Source organism: Pleomorphomonas sp. JP5, from assembly GCF_023721815.1.
Lineage (GTDB): Bacteria > Pseudomonadota > Alphaproteobacteria > Rhizobiales > Pleomorphomonadaceae > Pleomorphomonas.
In genome coordinates this window covers 269,003-291,973 of sequence record NZ_JAMDLI010000022.1, presented here as the reverse complement: position 1 = coordinate 291,973, position 22,971 = coordinate 269,003, and the positions used below count along the sequence as shown (strand labels likewise).

Sequence of the window (22,971 nt, the reverse complement as noted above, 5' to 3'; positions counted from 1 at the left end):
TCGGGGAGAGGTTGCCCGCGCGGCGTTTCCGCGCCCGGAGGTCAGAAACAACAGCTCTGCAGTCTTTGAGCTTCGAACGGATATCCGTTCGAAAACGCCTCGTCATGTCTCGGGAGGAGATTGATATGGATGGAAAATTTGAATCCACGACCGGCATTGAACTCGCCACGACGCGCCGCCGGTTCATCCTCGGCACCGGCGCCGTGCTGGCCGGCGGCATGCTGGCCCGCCCGGCCATTGCCCAGGCCAAGGAACTGACCGTCATTTCGAACATCGGCAATGCCGACCAGCGCGCCGTGTTGCAGCGCCTCGCCGACGAGTATTCCAAAGCGTCCGGTGTAGCCGTCACCATCAACAACATGGACCACGAGGCCCACAAGACGGCCATCCGCAGCTATCTGGTGGTCGGCGCGCCCGACGTTTGTTTTTGGTTCTCGGGCAATCGCATGAAGGCCTTCGTCAAGCGCGGCCTGTTCGACGACATCTCCGACCTCTACGAACGCGAGGGCTACAAGAACGTCCTCGGCGCCACCACCGGCGCCTTGACCGTCGACGACAAGCAATACGGCCTGCCTCTCGGCGGCCTCCTCTGGGGCATGTTCTATCGCAAGGACGTGTTCGAGGAGAAAGGCTGGACCGCGCCCTCCACCATTGAGGAGTTGATGGCGCTTGCCGAACAGGCCAAGTCCGCAGGCATGGTGCCGGTGAGCATGGGGACCAAGGAGATGTGGCCGGCCGCCGGCTGGTTCGACCACATGAACCTCAGGATCAGCGGCCTTGAAAAGCACCTGGCCCTGATGGACGGCAAACTTCCCTATACCGATGCTTCCCTGAAACCGGTGTTCGATAGCTGGGAGGACCTGATCCGGGCCGATCTCTTCACCCCGAACCATACCTCCTCGGGCTGGGAACAGGCGGCAGCAGCGCTGGCGCAGAAAAAGGCCGCCATGATGGACCTCGGCGGTTTCATCAAATACGGCTTCCCGCCGGAAGACGTCGATCAGATCGCCTATGCGCCATTCCCCGTGATCGACAAGGCCATGCCGCGCTACGAGGATTTCTCCCTCAACTCGGTACACATTCCCAAGAACGGCAAGAACAAGGAAAACGCCCGCGACTTCCTGGCCTATTTCTACAAGCCGGAAAATCTCGCCGCCTTCCTGGAAGCCGAAAGCGCCGTGCCGCCGCGCAACGATTGCCCGCCGAGCAAGGATCCGTTGATCAATGCCGCCGTCGAGTCGATGAAGACCGTCGTCGGCACCGCCCAGTACTACGACCGCGACACCGACCCTGACATGGCGCAGGAAGGCCTCAAGGGCTTCCAGGAGTTCATGGTCAAGCCAGAGCGCCGCGATCAAATCCTCGCACGACTGGAAGCGACGCGTCAGCGGATCTTCAAGGGATAACCAGCTCCAGGCGATCGCGAACTCCTCCCGATCGCTGTCTCGGGCGAGGACAACGTCCCTCCCCCCCGGGGGCACCCTCGCCCGAGGCCCTCTCCATCGGTCACACAACTCGACGGGAATGACCAGATGATGCGCCTCTGGCGGCGCCACCGGCATTGGTTGGCGCCCACTCTCTTCATCCTGCCCGGCGCCCTGCTGTTCGGCATCGTGATCATTCTGGCATCGGTCCAGACGATCTGGGTCTCCTTCTTCGATTGGGATGGCGTCGGCCCCATGCAGTGGGTCGGCCTCGCCAACTATGAGCAACTCGCAGAAGATCCGCAGTTCTATGTCTCGTTGAAGAACAACGTGATCTGGCTCGGAATGTTCATGCTGGCGCCGCCGCTCGGCCTGGCGCTCGCCCTGCTGCTGAACCAGGCGATCGCCGGCATGAAGTTCCTGAAGTCCATGTTCTTCGTGCCGCTGGTGCTCGCTTCGGTCACCGTCGGCGTGGTCTTCACCTGGGTCTACGATCCGACCTTCGGCCTGCTGTCGCTGATCTACGGTTGGTTCGGCGCCACCGCCCCCGCCTTGCTGTCCGACGAGCATCTGGTCAGCTTCGCCGTGGTGATCGCCGCCCTCTGGCCGCAGGTTGCCTTTTGTCTGGTGTTGTTCCTCGCCGGCCTCAACAACCTCAACGAGGACCTGATCGGAGCCGGCCGGGTCGACGGCGCCCGAGGTTCCGCCATGCTGCTGCATGTCGTGCTGCCGCAGCTTCGCGAGGTGAGCTTCATTGCGCTCGCGGTCACCGTCATCGGCGCCCTGCGCTCGTTCGACATGGTGGCCGTCATGACCTCCGGCGGACCGTTCGGGTCGTCCACCGTGCTTGCCTACCAGATGTACGAGCAGTCGATCTTTTCCTACCGCTTCGGCTACGGCGCCGCCATCGCCACCGTGCTGTTCGCCATCATGGCGGCGTTCATCGCCTGGTACCTGCGCACGTTGCTCCGGCCGGAACAGGAGACCGCCTGATGTACCCCCGTCCCATTCCGGAAACCAACCGTTCGGCTCGCGCCGCCTATGTCACCCTCGTCACCGCGGTGCTTGTCCTCTGGCTGCTGCCGCTCGTCACGGTGATGCTGACCTCGCTCCGCTCCTTCGAAGAGGTGATGGCCGGCAACTACTGGGGATGGCCGAAGTCGTTCAATCTCGTCGAGAACTATACGGCCGTGTTCAAGCAGACGGCATTGGCCCGCTACTTCGCCAACAGCCTGATCATCACCCTGCCATCCGTTCTCGGCGTCCTGATCCTGTCGACCCTGACAGGCTACGTGCTGTCGCGCCATCGTTTCCCGGGCAACAGGCTGGTCTTTGCGCTTTTCGTCGGCGGCAACTTCCTGCCGGCGCAGATCATGATGATCCCGGTGCGCGACCTGATGGTCGGCATCGGCCTCTACGACACGTTTTTCGCGCTGATCATCTTCCACACCGCCTTCCAGACCGGGTTCGCGACGCTGTTCATGCGCAACTTCATCGCCGCCCTGCCGGACGAGCTGTTCCAGGCCGCCCGGGCCGAAGGCGCGTCCCCCTGGCAGACGCTATGGCACGTCGTCGTGCCGCTGATACGCCCGGCGCTCGCGGCACTGGCCATTCTCACCTTCACCTTCGTCTGGAACGATTATTTCTGGGCCATCGTGCTGACGCAAAGCGACGCCGTGAAACCGGTGACCGCCGGCCTCAACAACCTGCGCGGCGAATGGGTTTCCGCCTGGAACCTCGTGGCGGCCGCGACGATCATGGTCGCGATCCCGCCGGTCGCGATGTTCTTCCTGATGCAACGCCACTTCATCGCCGGCCTGACCATGGGCGCGGTGAAGGGCTGACAACACCACTTGAAGGATGGCTCCGATGGCGAGCGTCGAAATACAGAACGTCGAAAAGCACTATGGCGGCTTCCACGCCCTCAAGGACATCAGCCTCACTGTCGACGAGGGCGAGTTCATCGTGATGGTCGGACCGTCCGGCTGCGGCAAGTCGACCTTGCTCAAGACCATCGCCGGGCTGGAAACCGTCACCTCCGGCCAGTTGAAGATCAAGGGGCGCGACGTCACTCACCTCGAACCCGGCGACCGGGGCATTGCCATGGTCTTCCAGTCCTATGCTCTCTATCCGCACATGACGGTGGAGGAGAACATGGGCTTCGGTCTCAGGATGGCCAAGCGCCCCAAGGCAGAAATCGACGCCGCCGTCGCCCGGGCAGCTCAGATCCTGCGGCTTGAGGAGCAGCTGCGGAAATATCCCAAGCAACTATCCGGCGGCCAGCGCCAGCGCGTCGCCATCGGCCGCGCCATCACCCGCTCGCCGGACGTCTTCCTGTTCGACGAGCCGCTGAGCAATCTCGACGCGGCGCTGCGCACCCAGATGCGCGTGGAGCTCTCCACGCTGCACGCCCGGCTCGGCTCCACCATGATCTACGTGACGCACGATCAGGTCGAGGCGATGACCATGGCGAGCCGCATCGTCGTCCTCAACGGCGGCCGGATCGAGCAGGTGGGCGCGCCGCTCGACCTCTATACCAACCCCGTAAACCTGTTCGTCGCCGGCTTCCTTGGCGCGCCCCGCATGAACTTCGTCGCCGCCAAGGTAAGCTCGGCAAACGGCAACAGCGCCACGGTGGTCTGCGGCGACAACCTCAAGATCGACTTCGACGATCTCGTCGAGACACCGGCCGCCGGTTCAAGCGTGACGGTCGGGATCCGGCCCGAGAGACTCCGCATCGGCGATCCGGACGCCGGCAACAGCTTTCCGGCGCGCGTGAACTTGACCGAGTATCTCGGCCGCGAAACCATCGTCTATGCCGACGCCGGCTCCCTCTCGACCTCCGGATCAGATAGCGGCACAGGCGTGTTCACCATCCAGATCGGCGATATACAACCGTTCGCGCCCGACACGGCGATTACCGTCGGCTTCGACGCCGGCGCCGCCTATCTCTTCGATTCCAACGGAAAGACGCTTTCCGCAACCAAGCCCGTCACCAAGATCTGACAAGGACTTCAGCACATGAAACTCGCATCTCAGGCGCCGCTGTCGGTTTGGCGCCCGCTCGCCCTCGACGATTTCCTTGTTGGTGCCCCGCATTATCCCGAGCATGTCGACGAGAGCTATTGGGAACGCGACGCCGAGCGCATGGCGGCCGCCGGCTTCAATGCCGTACGCATGGGCGAGTTCGCCTGGCACATCCTCGAGCCAAGCGAAGGCGCTTTCGACTTCTCTCTGTTCGATCGGGCGATCGCCATCCTGGGGCAGCATGGCGTCGGCACCATCTTCTGCACGCCGACGGCGACGCCGCCGCGCTGGCTGACCGCCACCTATCCGGAAGTGCTGCGCGTCGACGAGCATGGCCGCACCGCCAGCCACGGCTCGCGCCAACACGCGGACACGGCCAGCCCGGTCTACCGCCAGCATAGCCGGCGCATCACCAGGGCGCTGGCCGAACACTACCGCGACAACCAGCATGTCATCGGCTGGCAGACCGACAACGAGCTCAACACCACCGTCTCGACCTCCTACTCGAAAGCGACCGCTCGCGAGTTCCGCCGCTATCTGCGCGGACGCTACAAGACCATCGCCGACCTCAACTTTGCCTGGGGCGGCGACTTCTGGGCGCTCGCCTACGACAGCTTCGACCAGGTGGTGCTGCCGCTTTCGGGCGCTCCCGGCCACCCCTCGCCCGGCCATGTTCAGGACTTCCACCGCTTCCTGGCGACCGCCACGGCGGCCTTCCAGCACGATCAGGTCGAAATCCTTCGCGCCACCAATCCCAACTGGTTCGTCTTCCACAACCTCGGTCGTCTGGTCGACATCGACTTCCGCGGACAGTTCGGTCAGGACCTCGACTTTCTCGGCTTCGACATCTACCCGATGCTCTACGACGAGATGCAGCGGACTGGCGGTCACGCGGCAACGCAGGCCTTGCACCTCGATGTCTGTCGCGGTTTCACGGGCAACTTCATCGTCCCGGAGCAGGCTTCGGGTTTCGGTAGCCAGCCGACATTCTCGACCATGACGCCGGAACCGGGCGAGATGCGCCGCATGGCCATGAGTTCGGTGGCGCGCGGCGCCGATGGCCTGATGTTCTTCCGCTGGCGCCCGGCGCATTTCGGCGCCGAAATCTACTGGATGGGCATCCTCGACCACGACGACGTGCCCCGCCGCCGCTATGAGGAGGCAACCCGCTTTGCCGCCGATATCGCCAGGATCAAGCAGGATCTTCTCGGCACATCGGTGCGCATGGACGTCGGAATCGCCGGCGCCGACTTCGACAATCAGGAGGCCCACCAGACCTACCCGATCGGCCTGCCAAGCCCGTTCGAAGACGCGACGCGACTGCACCGTTACTGCTACGACAACGGCATCGCCTGCGGCTTCATCCATCCCGAAGACGATCTCTCGCGTCTCAAGCTGCTCTACATTCCTCATTGGGTGATGTGGAAGCCGGAATGGGACGAACGGGTGGAAGCCTTCGTCAAGGCGGGCGGCACGCTGGTGGTCGGCGCCATGACCGGCACGCGGGATACCAACAACCACGTCATCCGCACCATGGCTCCGGGGCCCGGACTTGCCAGACTGTGCGGCGTTCGCGTGGAAGAGTTCGGACGTGTTGCCGAGCCTGGAGCCGATGGACTGTTCGCGCTCCAGGGAGGCGAAGAGACATCGCACAGGCCTGCGAAGACGCATCCGGCCGGATCGACGGAACGCCGCTACACGTTCACCCTCGGCAATCGCGAACACGAAACCGCTCACCTCTACGAGTTGCTCGAGATCGACAAAGACGTCGAGACCATCGGCCGCTGGAGCAACCGCTTCTCTGCCGGCCGCGCGGCCATCACAAGTCGCAAGGTCGGGGCCGGACGGGCGGTTTACGTCGGCACTTATCTGACGGAAACACTGGTCGAAGGCCTTGCCGACCAGCTATTTGCCGCTGCCGACATCGTGCCGCTCGTTCCCGACCTGCCGCCCAAGGTGGAGGTGGCCATGCGTGAGGCGAAGGATCGCAAACTGCTCTTCGTCCTCAACACGGATGCCAAACCGGCAACCGTCGCCGGCGTTGCCTCCGGTACCGACCTTCTGACGGGCCGTCCGGTCAGCGGCCCGCTTCCGCTTGAGCCCTATGGCTGCGCCGTCATCAAGCTGGACTGATACGTCCGACCAAGCACCCTCGCCTCCCGGGCAACCGGGAGGCCGCTGCTTGAGCCCAATACGATACATAGACCACGGGCTGGACCTCCGCCCGGTGGAGTGACGGACCACTCAGACGCCCTGCCCGGCCAAGGCGACAGCGTCGGCACCCGCCGGATAACGCAGTCGGCCGGTGGTGTCATTCGCGGCCAGCCACACGGCCTCGGCCACATCGCTTTCCTTCGTCGTCAGTGGTGGATTGGCAAAGGCGGCGAAGATGGGATGCGCGTATTCCGCGTAGGCTTCCGGAATGAGATCCATGACGGAGATGTCGGTGTTCTCGGCAAAGCGCGTCGTCGGCGCATAACCGGGCTCCACCAGCTTTGCCCGTACCCCGAACTCCGCGAGTTCATGGGCCAGCGACCCGGTAAAGCCCTCGATGGCCTGCTTGCTGGCCGTGTAGGCCGCGGCCAAGGGCATCGGCGTCAGCGTCACGCTGGAGGTCACGTTGACGATCGCGCCAGATCGACGCGCGCGCATCTGGGGGATGACCGCCTGCGTCATAGCCATCACACCGAACGTATTGGTCTCAAACACCTTGCGAACGTGCGCCATGGGCGTTGCCTCGAAGGCGCCGACGACACCGATGCCCGCGTTGTTCACCAGAACGTCGATCGGTCCGGCGGATTCTACGGCGGCGGCGATGCTGTCGGATACGGTAACGTCGAGCGGAAGAATGCGAATGCGATCCGACTTCGGAAGCAGATCCTCGCGCGGACTGCGCATGGTGGCGATGACGGCCCAGCCCTGGGCATGAAAGTGACGGGCGATCTCCAGTCCGTAGCCGGACGAACAGCCTGTGATGAACGCGGTTTTCATGTCGGTCTCCTGTGTTTGCCGTTGACAGGATCGTTGTAGCGGGCATGATCAGGATTATCGCCGATCGAAAGTCCATATTTCATTGGCAGGAGTCCAGATTGACCGATCCGTTGTCTGAAGTGATCCGGCTTCTTAGCCCGAAGGCCATCTACTCCAAGGGGATCAGCGGGGCCGGCCGTTGGGCGGTCCGATATGCTGAGTTCGGCCAGCCCGGCTTTTGCGCGGTGACGGAAGGCCGATGCCGCCTCGCCGTCGACGGCGAGGCGCCAGTCATCCTGGAGGAAGGCGACTTCGTCCTCCTGCCAGCCACGCCGGCCTTCACCATGTCGGGACTGGAGCCCGCCCCCGTCGTGCGCATGGATCCGAAGACCGCCCCACCGCCCGAAGGAGAAATCCGGCACGGTCGCACCGAGGGACCACCGGACGTGCGGCAGTTCGGAGGCTACTTCACTTTTGCTTCGCCCGACGCCACCCTGCTCGTCTCGCTGCTGCCACGCATGATCCACATTCGCGACGTTCCTCGACTTACCCAGCTGGTTCGCCTCGTCGGCGAGGAAGCGGCGCGCGATGATATCGGCCGAGACCTCATTCTCGAGCGTCTGGTGGAAATCCTGCTGATCGAAGCGCTCCGCGCCGCACCGCCGCAAGACGCCAGACCGGGCCTGTTGCGTGGGCTGGCCGATCCCCGCATCGCCATCGCGCTCCGCCAGATGCATGGCGACGTCGAACGCCCCTGGACAGTGCCGGAACTGGCGCGCGAAGCCGGCCTGTCGCGCTCCGCCTTTTTCGACCGCTTCGTCCGTCTGGTCGGAGTTCGTCCAATGGAATACCTGTTGTCCTGGCGCATGGCGCTCGCCAAGACCCTGCTGCGCGGCGGTGGCATGGCGCTTGACGAGGTGGCAAGACGGATCGGCTACGGATCGGCCAGCACATTCAGCACGGCTTTCAGCCGGCACGTCGGACTACCGCCCCGCCGCTTCATGCGCCACGCGGCGTGAGGGCCGAGCGAAAACCGACCGCGAAAGGAACCCAGATGGTCCTCTTGGAATTTGCAATGTATCCCGTCGGCAAGGGCGAAAGCCTCAGCCCCTATGTTGCCCGATCGCTCGACATCATCGACAGGAGCGGCGTCGCCTACCAGCTCACGCCGATGGGGACCATCCTCGAAGGCGAGTGGAACGAAGTGATGGCCGTCGTGACCGAATGCTTCGAGGCGATGCGGGCCGACTGCCCGCGCGTCGAGGTGGCGCTGAAGGTCGACTATCGGCAGGGAGAAACCAGCCGTCTCGCCACCAAGATCGCATCGGTCGAAGATCGGCTGGGGCGCAAGCTCAGCACAGGCTGAGAAAGCTGCATTGGGCGCCACCCTCGCCAACGACACGGCGGGACGGCGCTCCCCTCTCAGCGCGTCGGCCCGGTCTCGGCGTCCCTCATGGTCGCCTGGATATACTCGGCCGATTCGGCCAGCATCTTCTTTTCCCAATCGTTCAGCTCGACCGGCATCTGCTTCAGGATGCCGTCGCGGCCGATCAGGCATGGCATGCTGAGCGCCACGTCGCCATCATAGCCATATTGGCCGCGCAGCGTCGTGGAAGCGGGATAGACGCTGCGCTCGTCGAGAAGAACCGCCTTGGCCATGGTGATGGCGGCCTGGGCGACCCCGGCATTGGTCCAGCCCTTGCCGTTCAGGACCTCATAGGCGGCGGAGACGATGCGCGCCTTGACGACATCCGGATCGCGAATGTCTTCCCGGGCCTCGAAGTGCCGGTCAAGCTCGCCGAACGGGATGCCGCTGACGTTGACGTGGCTGAGAACGGGGAACGCCGTCCGGCCATGCTCGCCCATCATGAAGCCGGTCACAGACTTCGGGTCGATGCCGTAGGTGTTGGCGATCAGCTTACGCAGCCGGGCCGAGTCCAGCATCGTGCCCGTACCGAAGACGCGCCCCCGCGGATAGCCGAACTCGTTCTCGGCGATGTAGACCATCGTATCGAGCGGATTGGTGATCAGGATGACGATGGCATCACGAGTGTAGCGGGTGATCCCGGCCATCACCTCGCGGATGACGCCGCGATTGGCCTTGGTCAGCAGGGCGCGGTCCGGCTCCGCCTTGGGATTGGCGGGATCGGGCACGACGCTGCCCCCCGCCGCGACGATGATCACGTCGGCATCGGCGCACTGTTCGTAGCCGCCGTCGGTCACGTCGACGTTGTTCATGTAGGTCAGCGCCGTCGCCTGCGCCTGGTCGAGCGCCTCGCCGAAAGCGACATTCTTGAGGATGTCGATGACCCCGATCCTGGCAAACAATCCGGTCTTCATGGCATCGGCCAAGACGTAGGAGCCGACGTGCCCGACGCCGATGACGACAAGCTTGTTCGTGTGCATGATTTTGCTTTCAGGAGGTGACGGTTGCGCGAGCCAAGACGCCCGTCCCCAACCGTCGGCGCCTCAACGGTGACGGTGCGGCTCCTACTCTCCGGAAACCGAAACGACAAGCCAAATCAATGGGAAAACGGTACGCCTCGCCCCTCCTGCTTCCCTATGAGGAATACTCCGTAGCCACCTTGCGATCGGCGAGGACACCCTCGTCAGAACGCCCCAAGCCCGTTCAAAAGCACGATGGTGATGGCAACCGGCGCCACGAAGCGGACAAGGAAGAACACACTCCTGATGACCACGCGCTGAACCGGGGTGCCCGCCTCGGCGAGCCGCTTCTCGGGCGCGGCCAAGCCATAGACCCAGCCGACGAACAGGCAGATCAGGATGCCGCCCACCGGCAACAGGATGTTCGAACTCAGGAAGTCGAAAAGGTCGAACGCGTTGAGGCCGAACAGCTTGAAGTCCGACATCGCTCCTTGGGAAAGCGCCGCCGGAACGCCAAGCACGGCAATCATGGCGATGGTGCTGATCGCCGCCACCTTCCTAGGCAGGCCGAAACGCTCCGACAGGATGGCCACCACCACTTCGAGCAAGGACAGGATGGCGCCGACGCTGGCGATGGCCGTCAACACGAAGAACAGCGTCATGAACACGATGCCGCCCGGCATTGAGGTAAACACGGCGGGAATGGTCATGAACACCAGCGACGGGCCGGCCGCCGGCTCGAAGCCGAAGGCGAACACCGCCGGGAAGATGGCTATGCCGGCGAGCAGCGACACCGACAGGTCGGCAAACATCACCCGGGTCGCCGTGGCGGCTATGTTCTGGTTGTCCCTGAAGTAGCTGCCGTAGGTCAGCATGGTGCCCATGCCGAGCGACAGTTTGAAGAAGGCCAACCCCAGCGCGGTCAGCATCACCGTCGGCGTGATCTTGGCAAAGTCGGGACTGAACAGGAACGCGAGCCCGTCTCCCGCTCCCGAGAGCGTCAGGCTTCGGACACACAGAACCAAAAGCAGGATGAACAGCAACGGCATCAACCGCCGCGTCACGGCCTCGATACCCTTGGAAACGCCGAAGGCGATGATGAACCCGGTGAGACCGAGCACGACCCACTGCCAGATAAGCGAGGACATCGGATCGGCGACCATCTGCCCGAACACCGCCTCGGCCGCCTTCGGGTCGGTGGTGGCGATCACACCGGTCAGCGACTTGAAGATATAGGCGTAAACCCAGCCGGCGACTTCGGAATAAAAAGCCATGATGAGAAGCGCCGCAGCGAACCCCATCCATCCGATCGCTTTCCACCACCACTGGTTCCTCGGTGCCAGCTTCTCGAAACTGGTGATCGCGTCCGCCCGCGCGGTTCGGCCGAGCATGATCTCGGAAATCATCACCGGCAGGCCAACCAGAATGGTCGCCGCGAGATAGACCAAAAGAAAACCGGCACCGCCATTGGTGCCGGTCAAGGATGGAAACTTCCATATGTTGCCCAGTCCGACGGCCGACCCGAGGGTGGCCATCAGTGCGCCGAATGCCGTGGTAAACCCGTCGCGACCTTGAGACATGTTCGCTTCGCCCCTGCCCAGTTTTGTTTATTGAGCAAAGCTATCGACCACTGGAGGAAAGCGTTCAAGATAGGGGCGTTCACCACCTCCGCCCATTCTGTGCAAAAGCTGGCCGACCAAGCCCAATGACGTAGCAGGTTCAGAGCGTTCAGCGCCCGGCAGGCGGCAGAAGAGCCGACAGCTGACGATCTCGCTCGGCACTTGTGATCGCGTGAGCCAGATCCTCGGGGATGCCGACGGCCGAAAGCACCGCCTCGGAGAGCTGCAAGCTCGCCTCCAGCGGCAGCAGAACAACCTTGGACGCTCCGGACTCCAGCAAGAGCTTGGCGTGCTGGGCATCGTGGGCACGGGCAAAAATGGGCAGATTGGGCCACTCCGCCCGAGCGACGCGAACCACGTCGGCAGCCGCCACCGTGTCGTTCATGGTGACGACGAGAGCCGCCGCCCTTCCCGTCCCCAGTCGCTTCAGCAAGGGGCGATGGATGGCATTGCCCCAGTGAATGGCGATACCGGCATTTCGCAAGGCCCCAACGGTGAGCGCATCCGCATCGACCGCAGCGATCGGGATACCGGCTTCACGGAGTGCTCCGCCCACCGCTCGGCCGACGCGACCGTAACCCGCGATCACGACGTGGCCTTCCTCTCCTTCAGGGGGCAAGTCCGGAACCGGAGTCTCGTTGCGCAATAGGCGTGGCACAAGATGTCGCGAGATAACTCCAACCGTCGGCGACGAGAGCATCGACAGACCGACGACCACCACGATCAGGCTGCTAACCTCGTTTGTCAGCAGGCCGAAACCGGTGGCCAAGCCGACCACGACGAAGACGAACTCGCTGCCGCCGGCAAGAAGCAGAGACAACTCCGCCATCACGGACTTCGGCAATCCGACAACTCGGCAAACAACCAGCAGGATGGCGACCTTGACCGCGAGAAAGCCGATCAGCGCACCGAAATGCAGAAAAGGCGCCGCGACCACACGATCGAGATCGATGCCGAGACCGACGGACACGAAGAAAACGCCAAGCAGCAGCCCCTTCACGGGCTCGATGTCGACGGCGATCTGATGGCGATACTCGGTTTCGGAAACAAGAAGGCCAGCCAGAAAGGCGCCGAGCGCCAGCGACAGGCCGATCGTCTCGGTCAGAACCGCCGTTCCGATCGCGGTGACGAGAACCAAGGCCAGAAACAGTTCGCGGATGCCCGTTGCGATCACCATGCGAAACAGGTGGCGAAGTAGCAAACGCCCAAGAGCCATGATCACCGCCACGGCGAGCGAGGCCTTGACGACGGCAAGCGCGAGGTCGAGGCCGACAGACTGTTCGCCCGCGCTGCCAAAGGCCTGGGTCATCACGAGAACCGGAATGACCGCGATATCCTGGAAAAGCAGGATCGACAGCGCCGAACGACCGAGACGGCTGCCGACGGCCCCACGTTCGGCAAGGAGCTGCATGACGATGGCCGTCGACGACATCGAAAGAGCCGAACCGACCACCACGGCCGCCGGGAGCGGCAGGCCGATCAGCAGCAGAAGGCCAATCATGACCCCGGCGGTAGCGATCATCTGGGCGCCGCCAAGACCGAAGACGCGAACGCGCATTGCCCAGAGGCGATCAAGCGACAGTTCGAGGCCGATCATGAACAGCAGGAAGACCAGACCGAGCTCCGAAAGGATGGCTATCCCGGCCCGGTCGGTAATCAGCAGATACTCGATGCCCGGCACGAAATGCGAAATCCGCCCGAGGCCACCTGGGCCAAGAAGCAGCCCGATGCCGACAAAGCCGATGATCGGGCTGATCCGCAGACGATGCATGAAGGGCAGCACAACCCCGGTCGCCGCGAGAAACACAACCATTTCCCGAAGATCGAGCGCGGCGTTGGTCATCGTCAAAAGCCCCCTGCGTCGGCGATCCTACAGGGATGCGAGTTGCTGAAGTCATAAGCGATAGTCGCGGAGCTATCGGATAGACAGTCCGTATCAGTCCTTGCGCCGGACTGGACTCTCGGGAAATGGCGTCTCAGGACTTCCCTTGAGCGCCAGGATATCTCATCCGCCCAATGCCGACATATACCTCTTCAGCGCAGGCTCCCGGCCGGGACTGGTGCCGAACTCATGGGATCGCGGCTTGCCCGCGACGGCGGCTCGAATGGCGCTCTCAAGACCGACCGCGCCGCCTTCCCGGCGAATGATCGCGCGGAGATCGGTGAAATCATCGTGACCTAGGCAGGTGTAGAGCGCCCCGGTGGCGCTGAGCCGGAGGCGGTTGCAGTTTTCGCAGAAACAATCGCTCAAGGCGGTGATAAACCCGATCCGACCGCCGGTTTCATCGATGCGGGCGTACCGCGCGGGACCGCCTGTCGTCACATCGATGTCGGTGAGAGTCCAACGTCCCTCGATCAGCTGCCGAAGTTCGGCCAGCGGAAGATAGCGATCCGCGCAACTGGTCTTGACCTCCCCGAGCGGCATGGTCTCGATGAACGAGACATCCAGCTGGCGCTCCTGGGCAAACTGGATGAGGTCTAGAACATCCCCTTCGATGTAGCCTTTCTGGGCGACGGCGTTGAGCTTGACCGCCAGACCGGCCTCGCGGGCGGCATCGATCCCTTTCAGGACCGCATCGAGATCGCCGCCGCTCGTGATCTCGGCAAACCGATCGCGATCAAGACTATCGAGCGAAACGTTCACCCGACGAACGCCGCAATCGGCGAGGTCACGTGCGTATTTCGACAGCAGAACACCGTTGGTCGTCACGCAGAGCTCATCGAGCTCTCCGCTGCGAAGATGGCGCGACAGCCCCTGGAACAGGTGCAAGACGCCCTTGCGTACCAGTGGTTCGCCACCCGTGATCCTGACCTTGCGGATGCCGCAGGCGACAAAGGCCGAGGTCAGAAACTCCAACTCCTCGATGGTCAGGACGTCCCGTCGCGGCGAGAACGAAACCTCGCCGGCCATGCAATATCCGCAGCGCAAATTGCACCGGTCGGTTACGGACACTCTGAGGTAGGTGATCGCTCGACCGAAGTCGTCAACGAGTCTGGGCTGCATGGTCTACCGCCACTGTTCTGTGGAACGCTGTCGTCAGGTGGCCGACAGGTCCCAATGTCCTTGCGAAACGGCCGGAAGTACCAGATAGCCCGGCCGTTTCTGCTCTTCTTGGTCGTTTAGGAGCGCCCATCAGGCCTTGGGATCATTGGCGTTCGGGAAGAAAAGCTGCTGACCGTCGATACGATAGGCGGCGATCGCCGACTGCCCCTCTGGCGATACGAGCCAGTCGATGAAGGCCTGGCCATCGTCGGCCTTCACCGTCGAGAACTTGGCGGGGTTGACCAGCATGACGCCGTACTGGTTGAACAGCTTCTTGTCGCCTTCCACGACGATGCCGAGATCGCCCTTGTTGGCGAAGGCAATCCAGGTCCCGCGATCCGACAGCGTGTAGGCAGCCATGGCATTCGCGGTGTTGAGCGTCGCGCCCATGCCCTGGCCGATCTCGCGGTACCACTCGCCCCGCACCGCCGGCAGGTCGATATCCGCCGCCTTCCAGAGCTTCAGTTCCGCGGAGTTGGTGCCGGACTTGTCGCCACGGGAGACGAAGGGCGCCTTCTTGTCGGCAATCATCTTGAAGGCCGCGACAACGTCCTTGCCGCCGGCAATGCCGGCCGGGTCGCTCTTGGGACCGACCACGACGAAATCGTTGTACATCACCGGATAGCGCTTCACGCCGAAGCCGTCTTCGAGGAACTTGAGCTCCTGCGACTTGGCATGGACGAACACGACGTCGGCATCGCCGCGCCGCGCCGTATCAAGGGCCTGGCCGGTTCCCTGGGCAATGACCTTCACGGTGATGCCGGTCTTGGCAGTGAACGCCGGCAACAGCGCGTCGAACAGCCCTGAGTCCTGGGTCGATGTCGTCGACGCTACGGTGATGAAACGGTCTTGGGCCTCGGCTGCCGACAACATGCCAATGGCGACCAGCACGGACGCAGCAGCGGTGACGAAGGTACGACGCAGCATTGGGTTTCTCCAGTTTCGTAAAGCGTGACGCAACCTCACCAGAACAGGCGGTGTTCCAGAAAGGCCTTGGCTTCTTCGGTTTCGGGTTGGGTGAAAAAGCGCTCGGCATCGTTCTCTTCAACGAGCCGACCGTTGTGAAAGAAGAAGATCACGTCGGCGAAGCGGCGGGCGAGCCCCAGGTCATGCGTCGTCAGAACGAGCGTGACGCCGCGCTCGTGCAACACGTCCAGCATGTCCTCGATCTGGCGGCTGGCCGTCGGGTCGAGTGACGACGTCGGCTCGTCCAGGAACAAGAGATCGGGACCGAGGCTCGCGGCCCGGGCAATGGCAAGCCTCTGTTGCTCGCCACCGGACAACACGCGGGCCGGACTATCGGCCAGGCCCGAAAGGCCGAACTGGGCCATGGCCTCGTCGGCCATTCGCCGGCGCTCGTACCAGCCAACACCGGCCATGGCGAGCGCATGGGTGAAATTGGCTCGAACCGATCGGCGAAGCATCACGGGCTTCTGGAACACCATCGCCTGCTTGCGCCGGATCTCGGTTGCCGAAACGGGAAGCGTATACTCGATCCGCCCCGACGTCGGGGCAATAAGCCCGTGACAGACCCTGAGAAACAGCGACTTGCCGGCCCCGTTTGGCCCGAGAATGACATTGCGCTGTCTGTTCTGGATACGAGCCAGCGGAACGTCGAGCAAGGTCCGCCCGTCCATTTCCAATCGAAGGTCGCGTACGATCAGCGGCAGCATGGACGTTGTATCGCGCATCAGCTTTTCCCCGAAAACCGTGCGCCAACGCGCGAAATGCCGAAGGCTAGACTGTTGATGACCAACGTGAGGCTCATGAGAACGACGCCCAGCGCCATGGCCAGCGGCAGGTCTCCCTTGGACGTCTCGAGGGCGATCGAGGTCGTCATGGTGCGGGTGAAGCCGGCAATGTTGCCGCCGACGATCAGAATGGCCCCGACCTCGGCGCTGGCCCGCCCGAGCCCGGCGAGCAGCGTCGTCACCAGCGAGAAACGAGCGTCCCACAACAGCGTCGGAATGGAGCGCAGCCGACCGGCGCCAAGGGACGTCATGTGGTCCTGATACTCCGTCCAGAGGTCCTCTATCGTCTGCCGGGTCAGCGCGACGATGATGGGCAGGACCAGAACGAACTGGGCGATCATCATCGCCTTGGGCGTGAAGAGCAGACCCAGCTCGCCGAGTGGTCCGGAGCGCGAAAGAAGCAGGAAGATGGCGAGGCCGGCAACGACGGGAGGAAAGCCCATCATGGTGTTGACCAGCACGATGATCACTGTGCGCCCAGGAAAGCGAACCAAAGCCAAGCCGGCACCCAAGGGCAATCCGACAAGCCCGGCGCAGGTGACAGCGGTAATGGTGACCTGAAGCGACAGGAAAATGATGCCCAAGAAGTTCCCGCCATCGCCAGTGAGCAATGACAATATTGAAGAAATGGGCACCGCGTCCTGCTGCATGCGTTATTCCACGTATCTTTCCGGATAAAAAACAGTGTTATTCCACGGAGAGCAGTCCGACACGATGTTCATCACTGTATTCTGCTAGTTTAGGAACATGGACTTTCGAACAATGTCATCCGAAGCATATCCGCCTTCTAACGGAATCCCGTAAATTACAACATATTGGACTAGGCCGAGCACAGCCGCCCTCCCGCAGCCCTCATGTTCGGCAGGATGCTCCTCTTGACCCAGCCGTTATACCCGCGCCTCACACCCATTTATCTTGGCGCCGGAGGAAAGGCTGTCACCTAGGCGACAACTCAGGTTCGGTAAGCTTTCTTCCTGAGTCCGGTATTCCGGTTGGAAAAGCTCATCGCACCAACGCCGGCGCTCATCCCGGATCGAGGGCTTCCTTGTTCGAGAAAGCGAAACCGCTTGCCACGGGCGCGGTCACGCTGCGCGCGCCAGCTCCGTGCGAAGGCGCTCGATGTCGCGGACGACGAGACTGCGCGGCGTTGGGCGGAGAATGTCGCTCGATCGGGTGAGTTCGGCGAGAATCGTCGAGACGGACTGACGCGCAGCGCCGATGGCCGCTGCGAGCTCATCACCGGTCGGAGCCGGATCGATGACGGTTCCCGCCGACGTCTCACGACCGTCGCGTTCGGCAAGTGTGCAAACATGCCGGATGACGCGGTAGCGTACGCTTCGAAAAGCCATGTCGCCAACCATCGACAACGACCGGCCGAGAAACGTCTCGATGACGGACAGCACACACCGACCGAACTCGGGATAATCGCGAACCAATCTCTGGAACAGCGCGCGCGGAACCACGGCTGCTTCGCCCTCGGTTGTGACTTCCACCGCCATATCCGCTCGAAGCGGCAGCGCATCGCCGCAGCCGAGCGTGAACAGGGTCAGCTCCCGCCCCTCGTGCGAGGCAAAGCAGCGGTAACGGCCGGAGGCGACGATCAGCGTGGCTTCTCCACACTCGTCCGTCAGGTCGGCGCCATAAATAAGGTGGCCAACCTTCATCCGACGAAACCTGAGTGCCGCCCGATCCTGGATCTTCTCAAGCGCCAGATGCGGCCACATCTCCTGGCCATCCACCTCGTCACCGGACATCCCTTTCGGGCCAGATCGAGGCGGAGCCGCCCTGCATGACGGCCGGCGCGGCAATTGCAAACGGGCGAAAAACTCCTCACCGTCGGTTGACCGGAGCCTGCATTCGCCCGCCACCGCCGTTTGTTCGGCGACATCGTAACCGGCCGCGAACAAGTTCTGGAAGCGAGCGCGACCAACGGCCGACCAATCGTGCCCCAGAAGCTCCAGCGCGGCGCGATTGGCGCCGATCAGCCGGTCCTCGTCGAAGGCCAGCACACCGTCTCTTGGTCCCCCGAACAGATACTGGCTGGAATGGAAGCGAAGTTGCGCGTGCCCATGAAAACGGAGGTCAAACAAGCGACGCTCGATCTCGATCACGGCGCGTCTGAGCAAGGGCAGCAGATGATCGTGAGGAACGGTGAAGGAGGTCGACACATCGAGAACGCCGGCCAACAGGCCCGACGGATCGAGGATCGGCACCGCCGAGCAGCTCAGGGACGTGTTGAGGCAGAAAAGATGCTCGGCGCCAATGATCGACAGACCAACCATCTCCAGCGCCACGGTACCGATGGCATTGGTCCCGATTGCGTTTTCGGACCAGTCGACCCCTTCGTTCAGGCCCAGTCGATCGGCGTCGTCGGAGAAACCGCCCTCGCCCAGTCTGTTCAACACGATACCGGTGGGATCGGTGAGGATCACGACGCCGCCCAACGCGCTCAGTTCGTGGGCGAGCGAGGCCATTTCTTCCAGCGAGGACGCGATCAGATCGGCGTTGCGTTCCTTGAGGCTTCTCAACCCCGCGTCTTCCAGTCTGTCACGCTGCCGGGCCAGCGTCGGAGACGCGAAACCGAACCGACTGCTCCGCTGCCAAGACCGAACAAGGGGTGTCGGCACCCCATCGGGCACCGCGCCGGTCGAAAGAAACCGCGAGCGCACCGCCAGGATATCGCCGTGATGCATCGAGCGACAGCCGCCGCGCGCCAAGGTCTGCGGTCCTGACGTGGAGGAACACCGTTCGCAATCGGAGACGGCTCCGGTCGTCGACCGGCAGTTCAGGACGTCGTTCTTGATCGGCAGGTTCATCGGGCCAACCTCTGCGATCTACCGTCAGTTGAGCTGGTTGTAGGCATAGAAGGAAACCGGATCGCCGATCCGGACGACCGTGCACGCCTCGGGAAGCTCGACCATCCCGTCGGTCCGGGTCAGCGATGTAAGGACACCGGCGCCATCCACCGGATACTTCATCGCTACCGCCCCCCCATCCGAGCGTTCGAGGGACACGCGGACATACTCCCGCCGACCGGCTTTCTTTTTGTAGTCGAAGCCGGAGAGCACGGTCATGGCGACGAGCGGCGCCGGCTGGCCACCCGCCAGCACGGTTACCAACGGCCGGAGCACATGCGCGAAAGTGACGAAAACCGCGACCGGATTGCCGGGAAGGCCGACCAGCGGCGTGCCGTTTATGATGCCCATGGCCAATGGTCGCCCGGGCTTGATCCCGAGACGCCAGAAAACCATCGAGCCGTTGGCGGCGATGGCGGCCCGCACATGATCCTCTTCGCCGGTGGACACGCCGCCGGACGTCACGATGAGATCGTAGGACCGGGCGGCCGCATCAAGGCGCTCGGCCGTAACGCCGCGATCGTCGGGAAGAATGCCGAGATCGGTTACCTCGCATCCGGCACGCTTGAGCATGACCTGCAGGGAAAAGCGATTGGAGTCGTAGATCGCCGCCGCACCCAGTGCCTGCCCCGGGTCCCGCAACTCGTCGCCTGTCGAGAACACGGCGACGCGTGGCCTGCGGCGAACCTCGACGGAGGTAACGCCGAGCGCGGCGAGCAGCGCGACGTCGCGTGGTTCGAGGCGGCGACCGGCCGGCGCGGCCACGCTTCCCCGGGCGATATCCTCCCCTCGCGGACGGCAGTTGGCGCCCTTGCGGAGCCCCGGCGGCAACTCGACGCGGCCGTCGTCGCCGACGGTCACGTCTTCTTGCATGAAGACGGTGTCGGTCCCCCGCGGCATTGGGGCGCCGGTGAAGATGCGAGCCGTCGTTTTCCGAGCAACGGCATCGAGCGTCGCCTGGCCCGCCGCGACCCTGGCGCCAACCGGCAGCACTGTAGGCCCATCGGCGGCAAGATCGGCGTGAGCAACAGCATAGCCATCGACCGCCGAATTGTCGAACACCGGCAGGTCAATCGGGGCGATCAGGTCGGCAGCGAGAAAACGACCGTCGGCGTCGATCAGGCCCACCCTTTCAGTCTCGGTGACCGGCGGAACCCTGGCGGCGATCAACGCCAGCGCATCCTCGACCGGCATCAGATCGCCCCCGAATGCGAAGGCGTCCGAACTCAACTGCACCATGACCCAGCCTCCAGTCTCCGCCGTCGTTCCATCACGAACCGCCGCCTGACTTTGCCCGACAACCGGCCTCGCCGGCAACGCGCCCGTCATCTTCGGCACGATAGGCCTGAGCCAGCAGTTCGACCGGATGAGACACCGGTTTTTCCTGCATTTGGGTGAACTGCATTCGACAGGCCAAACATTCCGTGACGATCCGGTCCGGCGCTGCTGCCCCTATCCGGTCGACCAGACCGCGCCCCATGGCCAGCGAAGCGGCATGGAAGTCCGTCTTGAACCCCATGATTCCGCCGAGACCGCAGCAATCCATCGGCTCCCCCACCGGCGAGACATCGGCCTGCGGCGCCTTTTCGAGAAGATGTAGCCACGGACGGCCCATGTTCTGCTCCCGCAGATGGCAGGGCGCAAAATAGGAGAGCTTCAGGGACGACTCCATCGGCGGCAAACGCAGGGCGCCCTCACGATCAAGGGCGCCAAGATACTCACCAAGCTCGAAAGCATGCGCGGCAACCTTGATCCGCTGGAAGGCGTCCCGGCCGGCAAAATAGCCCACGTCCCCGCGATCCGCCTCCGCGTGCAGGCCGAGATTGTAGTTGATTACCCAAGGCGCCAGAAACTCGGACGCGACGCTGCTGGTCCGGCCGGACGGACCGGACACTTCATCGGTGAGCGCACTGGCGATTGCCCCGGTATCGCCGCCGCACTCACTCCCCAGCGCCCGGATGCGATCGCGATAGGCCGGCGAGAACTGAGCGTCGCGGGCCAGCACCGACTTGAACATGAACGAACATGTCGGGCAGGCCGTCACGATGTCATAGCCGTCTTCCACGCATTGCTGAAGGACCGGCAAGTTGGCCTCGACAAGATCGAGGGTGAACGGTTTGTCGCCTTCGAGATAGGTTGGCATGCCGCAGCACTTCTGCTCCGGCACGTAGACCGTGACGCCGTTTTTCTCCAGCACCTCGATGGTTGCCTTGGCAACCTCTGGGAACAAGTAGCGGGCGGTGCAGCCGACGAAGTAGGCGACCTTGCGCCCCTCCGCCCGTTTCGGGCGATCGAGACCGCACCGAGCGACCCACCGCGCCAGACGATCGCGGGGAAACGACGGCATCTTCCGCTCCGGGTGGACGCCGACCAGCCGCCGAGCAAGCCGCCCGAACACCGGATTGTTCATGACGACATCGACCAGTCTGGGAAAGGTGCCGCAAACCCGCCCTACCAGTTGGACGTTCTCGACAAAGCGAACCCGCAACGGCAGGCCATCCCGCTCCACGAAGGCGTCCTTGGCTCTGCGGATATCGTTTTGAACCGGGCGGCACGGACACTGGCCGCAAGCATTGCAAAGGTCGACGAGTTCGGCCAGATCCTGCCCCGATACCGGCTTGCCCCCTGACTTGGCACGGTCGGCGAGATGAAAAAGGCGCGGGAAATACTGGCACGGCGCGTCTTCCATCAGCTCGCGGCACTGCTCGCAGTTGACGCAAGTCGTCATGACGGCGCGCGCCAGAAGCTCCGGCTTGTCGAAGTTCATTGCTCCTCGCCCTCCCCGCCGTCTTCGCTTTTTGCGAAGGACAGGCCGAAAGGCTGTTCCGGCTTCGTCTGGCCATGGATGCCAAGCAGCAGGCGATGCGGCCCCGGCACCCCCGGCGGAACGAGCGCGACGCGATCTCCGGGATGAATGACGGCATCCTCGACGGCGATGGCGGACCGGTTGATGATGAACGACTCCACTTTGTCGCTGTCGATCGAGACGAAGCGCAGAAAGTCCTCGCCCGCCATGTCGGTTTCGACATCGAGGAAATGCGGAATCGACCAGCCGCGATCCTTGAACAGTTGTCGCAACCCCATGAAGGCTATGAGTTCGATCCGGCCGCTCATGCGATCACCTCAAGCTGGTCCGAAGACGGGAGACGTCGGGTTTCGATAGTACTCGACGATGTCGAAACCCATGTCGCGGATATCGACCATCAGCAGCCGGCCGATGAGAGGCTGGCCAACACCGGTGATCACCTTCAGCACCTCGCAGGCGGCAAGCGTGCCGAGCACGCCGACGACGCCGCCAAGAATACCGACCTCGGAACAAGTTAGCGCGGCGGTCTCGGGCTCCCTGGGCATCAGGCAACGCCAACTCGGATTGGGTTGACCGTTCGCATCCGCCTCATAAGGCATGAGCGTCGTCAGCGAACCGTAGAACTCCAGAACGCCTGCCGTGACCAATGGCTTGCGGCAAGCGTAGGCCGTATCCGCCATCAGAAAGCGGGTCGGAAAATTGTCGGTCCCGTCGACGACGATATCGTAAGCCTCTACCAGATCGACGATATTTCCGGCATCGAGCCGAAAAGGATGGGGCTCCACCTTGACGTGAGGATTGATGGCGGCGATGCGCTCGCCCGCACTCTCGACCTTCAGCTTGCCGACATTCGCTGTGGAATGGATCACTTGCCGCTGCAGGTTGGAGAGGCTGACCTTGTCGTCGTCGACAAGTCCAAGGGTACCGACGCCGGCCGCGGCGAGATATTCGATTACCGGCGAGCCAAGTCCGCCGGCGCCGACACACAGGACGCGCGCCGCCTTGAGCTTGTGTTGCCCCGGACCGCCGACATCCCGGAGCAGGATATGCCGGCTGTAGCGCTGGAGTTCCACATTCGAAAGCAAGGTCGC

Annotated in this window: 20 protein-coding genes; 7 read left to right on the top strand and 13 right to left on the bottom strand. The window is 63.3% G+C overall.

Annotation, left to right across the window (positions count from 1 at the left end):
- Positions 1-125 precede the first annotated feature (125 nt).
- The 5 genes from M4J40_RS20715 (at position 126) to M4J40_RS20695 (ending at position 6,584) form a co-directional block, all read left to right on the top strand.
- On the top strand, positions 126-1,406 hold the full coding sequence (locus M4J40_RS20715) for an ABC transporter substrate-binding protein (protein WP_251756313.1): 1,281 nt from the start codon (positions 126-128) through the stop codon (positions 1,404-1,406).
- 126 nt (positions 1,407-1,532) lie between these two features.
- Positions 1,533-2,417, top strand: a complete 885-nt coding sequence (locus tag M4J40_RS20710; protein ID WP_251756312.1) for a carbohydrate ABC transporter permease — start codon at positions 1,533-1,535, stop codon at positions 2,415-2,417.
- A complete protein-coding gene (locus M4J40_RS20705; protein ID WP_251756311.1) occupies positions 2,417-3,268 on the top strand; it encodes a carbohydrate ABC transporter permease in 852 nt (283 codons plus the stop codon). Before M4J40_RS20710 ends, M4J40_RS20705 begins: the two co-directional genes overlap by 1 nt.
- Positions 3,269-3,293: 25 nt before the next feature.
- Positions 3,294-4,430 carry an ABC transporter ATP-binding protein gene (locus M4J40_RS20700; RefSeq protein WP_251756310.1) on the top strand — a complete coding sequence of 379 codons (1,137 nt, stop codon included), beginning with the start codon at positions 3,294-3,296 and terminating at the stop codon, positions 4,428-4,430.
- Positions 4,431-4,445: 15 nt separating this feature from the next.
- Positions 4,446-6,584: a beta-galactosidase gene (locus M4J40_RS20695; protein ID WP_251756309.1), complete on the top strand. Its 2,139-nt coding sequence runs from the start codon at positions 4,446-4,448 to the stop codon at positions 6,582-6,584.
- A gap of 111 nt (positions 6,585-6,695) precedes the next feature.
- On the opposite strand, the gene M4J40_RS20690 is transcribed toward M4J40_RS20695, so the two are convergent.
- Positions 6,696-7,442, bottom strand: a complete 747-nt coding sequence (locus M4J40_RS20690; protein WP_251756308.1) for an SDR family oxidoreductase — start codon at positions 7,440-7,442, stop codon at positions 6,696-6,698.
- A 98-nt stretch (positions 7,443-7,540) separates the two neighbouring features.
- Here M4J40_RS20690 and M4J40_RS20685 point away from each other — a divergent pair, with 98 nt between their 5' ends.
- Positions 7,541-8,440 carry an AraC family transcriptional regulator gene (locus tag M4J40_RS20685; RefSeq protein WP_251756307.1) on the top strand — a complete coding sequence of 300 codons (900 nt, stop codon included), beginning with the start codon at positions 7,541-7,543 and terminating at the stop codon, positions 8,438-8,440.
- Positions 8,441-8,475: 35 nt separating this feature from the next.
- Entirely contained in the window at positions 8,476-8,787 is a 312-nt protein-coding gene (locus tag M4J40_RS20680) for an MTH1187 family thiamine-binding protein (RefSeq protein ID WP_251756306.1), read from the top strand.
- A gap of 56 nt (positions 8,788-8,843) precedes the next feature.
- On the opposite strand, the gene M4J40_RS20675 is transcribed toward M4J40_RS20680, so the two are convergent.
- The 12 genes from M4J40_RS20675 to M4J40_RS20620 form a co-directional block, all read right to left on the bottom strand.
- On the bottom strand, positions 8,844-9,827 hold the full coding sequence (locus M4J40_RS20675; protein ID WP_251756305.1) for a lactate/malate family dehydrogenase: 984 nt from the start codon (positions 9,825-9,827) through the stop codon (positions 8,844-8,846).
- Positions 9,828-10,030: 203 nt separating this feature from the next.
- The gene (locus M4J40_RS20670; protein WP_251756304.1) at positions 10,031-11,386 is read right to left on the bottom strand and encodes a sodium-dependent transporter; all 1,356 of its coding nucleotides are present in this window, start codon (positions 11,384-11,386) and stop codon (positions 10,031-10,033) included.
- A gap of 148 nt (positions 11,387-11,534) precedes the next feature.
- Positions 11,535-13,268 carry a cation:proton antiporter gene (locus tag M4J40_RS20665; protein WP_251756303.1) on the bottom strand — a complete coding sequence of 578 codons (1,734 nt, stop codon included), beginning with the start codon at positions 13,266-13,268 and terminating at the stop codon, positions 11,535-11,537.
- A 162-nt stretch (positions 13,269-13,430) separates the two neighbouring features.
- Positions 13,431-14,429: a GTP 3',8-cyclase MoaA gene (gene moaA, locus M4J40_RS20660; protein WP_251756302.1), complete on the bottom strand. Its 999-nt coding sequence runs from the start codon at positions 14,427-14,429 to the stop codon at positions 13,431-13,433.
- 129 nt (positions 14,430-14,558) lie between these two features.
- Positions 14,559-15,341: a substrate-binding domain-containing protein gene (locus tag M4J40_RS20655; protein WP_405030781.1), complete on the bottom strand. Its 783-nt coding sequence runs from the start codon at positions 15,339-15,341 to the stop codon at positions 14,559-14,561.
- An 89-nt stretch (positions 15,342-15,430) separates the two neighbouring features.
- Positions 15,431-16,159 (bottom strand): ATP-binding cassette domain-containing protein, encoded by a 729-nt coding sequence (locus M4J40_RS20650; protein WP_251756300.1) that lies wholly within the window; start codon positions 16,157-16,159, stop codon positions 15,431-15,433.
- Positions 16,159-16,869, bottom strand: coding sequence for an ABC transporter permease (locus M4J40_RS20645; RefSeq protein ID WP_251756299.1), 711 nt, complete (start codon positions 16,867-16,869; stop codon positions 16,159-16,161). Before M4J40_RS20645 ends, M4J40_RS20650 begins: the two co-directional genes overlap by 1 nt.
- Before the next feature lie 432 nt (positions 16,870-17,301).
- Complete coding sequence (locus M4J40_RS20640; protein ID WP_251756298.1) at positions 17,302-19,035, bottom strand: helix-turn-helix domain-containing protein; 1,734 nt, start codon at positions 19,033-19,035, stop codon at positions 17,302-17,304.
- 24 nt (positions 19,036-19,059) lie between these two features.
- Positions 19,060-20,313: a gephyrin-like molybdotransferase Glp gene (glp, locus tag M4J40_RS20635; RefSeq protein ID WP_251756297.1), complete on the bottom strand. Its 1,254-nt coding sequence runs from the start codon at positions 20,311-20,313 to the stop codon at positions 19,060-19,062.
- Positions 20,314-20,344: 31 nt separating this feature from the next.
- Positions 20,345-21,841 (bottom strand): heterodisulfide reductase-related iron-sulfur binding cluster, encoded by a 1,497-nt coding sequence (locus tag M4J40_RS20630; RefSeq protein ID WP_251756296.1) that lies wholly within the window; start codon positions 21,839-21,841, stop codon positions 20,345-20,347.
- Positions 21,838-22,188, bottom strand: a complete 351-nt coding sequence (locus M4J40_RS20625; protein WP_251756295.1) for a hypothetical protein — start codon at positions 22,186-22,188, stop codon at positions 21,838-21,840. Before M4J40_RS20625 ends, M4J40_RS20630 begins: the two co-directional genes overlap by 4 nt.
- Before the next feature lie 9 nt (positions 22,189-22,197).
- Positions 22,198-22,965 (bottom strand): molybdopterin-synthase adenylyltransferase MoeB, encoded by a 768-nt coding sequence (locus M4J40_RS20620; protein ID WP_251756294.1) that lies wholly within the window; start codon positions 22,963-22,965, stop codon positions 22,198-22,200.
- Between the last annotated feature and the right edge of the window lie 6 nt (positions 22,966-22,971).

Bases quoted from the DNA above. Each gene is read 5' to 3' on its own strand.
- M4J40_RS20650 (WP_251756300.1), bottom strand. From the start codon at position 16,159: ATGCGCGATACAACGTCCATGCTGCCGCTGATCGTACGCGACCTTCGA.
- M4J40_RS20690 (WP_251756308.1), bottom strand. From the start codon at position 7,442: ATGAAAACCGCGTTCATCACAGGCTGTTCGTCCGGCTACGGACTGGAG.
- M4J40_RS20700 (WP_251756310.1), top strand. From the start codon at position 3,294: ATGGCGAGCGTCGAAATACAGAACGTCGAAAAGCACTATGGCGGCTTC.
- M4J40_RS20680 (WP_251756306.1), top strand. From the start codon at position 8,476: ATGGTCCTCTTGGAATTTGCAATGTATCCCGTCGGCAAGGGCGAAAGC.
- M4J40_RS20715 (WP_251756313.1), top strand. From the start codon at position 126: ATGGATGGAAAATTTGAATCCACGACCGGCATTGAACTCGCCACGACG.
- M4J40_RS20710 (WP_251756312.1), top strand. From the start codon at position 1,533: ATGATGCGCCTCTGGCGGCGCCACCGGCATTGGTTGGCGCCCACTCTC.
- M4J40_RS20665 (WP_251756303.1), bottom strand. From the start codon at position 13,268: ATGACCAACGCCGCGCTCGATCTTCGGGAAATGGTTGTGTTTCTCGCG.
- M4J40_RS20705 (WP_251756311.1), top strand. From the start codon at position 2,417: ATGTACCCCCGTCCCATTCCGGAAACCAACCGTTCGGCTCGCGCCGCC.
- moaA (WP_251756302.1), bottom strand. From the start codon at position 14,429: ATGCAGCCCAGACTCGTTGACGACTTCGGTCGAGCGATCACCTACCTC.
- M4J40_RS20630 (WP_251756296.1), bottom strand. From the start codon at position 21,841: ATGAACTTCGACAAGCCGGAGCTTCTGGCGCGCGCCGTCATGACGACT.
- M4J40_RS20695 (WP_251756309.1), top strand. From the start codon at position 4,446: ATGAAACTCGCATCTCAGGCGCCGCTGTCGGTTTGGCGCCCGCTCGCC.
- M4J40_RS20670 (WP_251756304.1), bottom strand. From the start codon at position 11,386: ATGTCTCAAGGTCGCGACGGGTTTACCACGGCATTCGGCGCACTGATG.
- glp (WP_251756297.1), bottom strand. From the start codon at position 20,313: ATGGTGCAGTTGAGTTCGGACGCCTTCGCATTCGGGGGCGATCTGATG.
- M4J40_RS20625 (WP_251756295.1), bottom strand. From the start codon at position 22,188: ATGAGCGGCCGGATCGAACTCATAGCCTTCATGGGGTTGCGACAACTG.
- M4J40_RS20640 (WP_251756298.1), bottom strand. From the start codon at position 19,035: ATGAACCTGCCGATCAAGAACGACGTCCTGAACTGCCGGTCGACGACC.
- M4J40_RS20655 (WP_405030781.1), bottom strand. From the start codon at position 15,341: ATGTTGTCGGCAGCCGAGGCCCAAGACCGTTTCATCACCGTAGCGTCG.
- M4J40_RS20645 (WP_251756299.1), bottom strand. From the start codon at position 16,869: ATGCAGCAGGACGCGGTGCCCATTTCTTCAATATTGTCATTGCTCACT.
- M4J40_RS20675 (WP_251756305.1), bottom strand. From the start codon at position 9,827: ATGCACACGAACAAGCTTGTCGTCATCGGCGTCGGGCACGTCGGCTCC.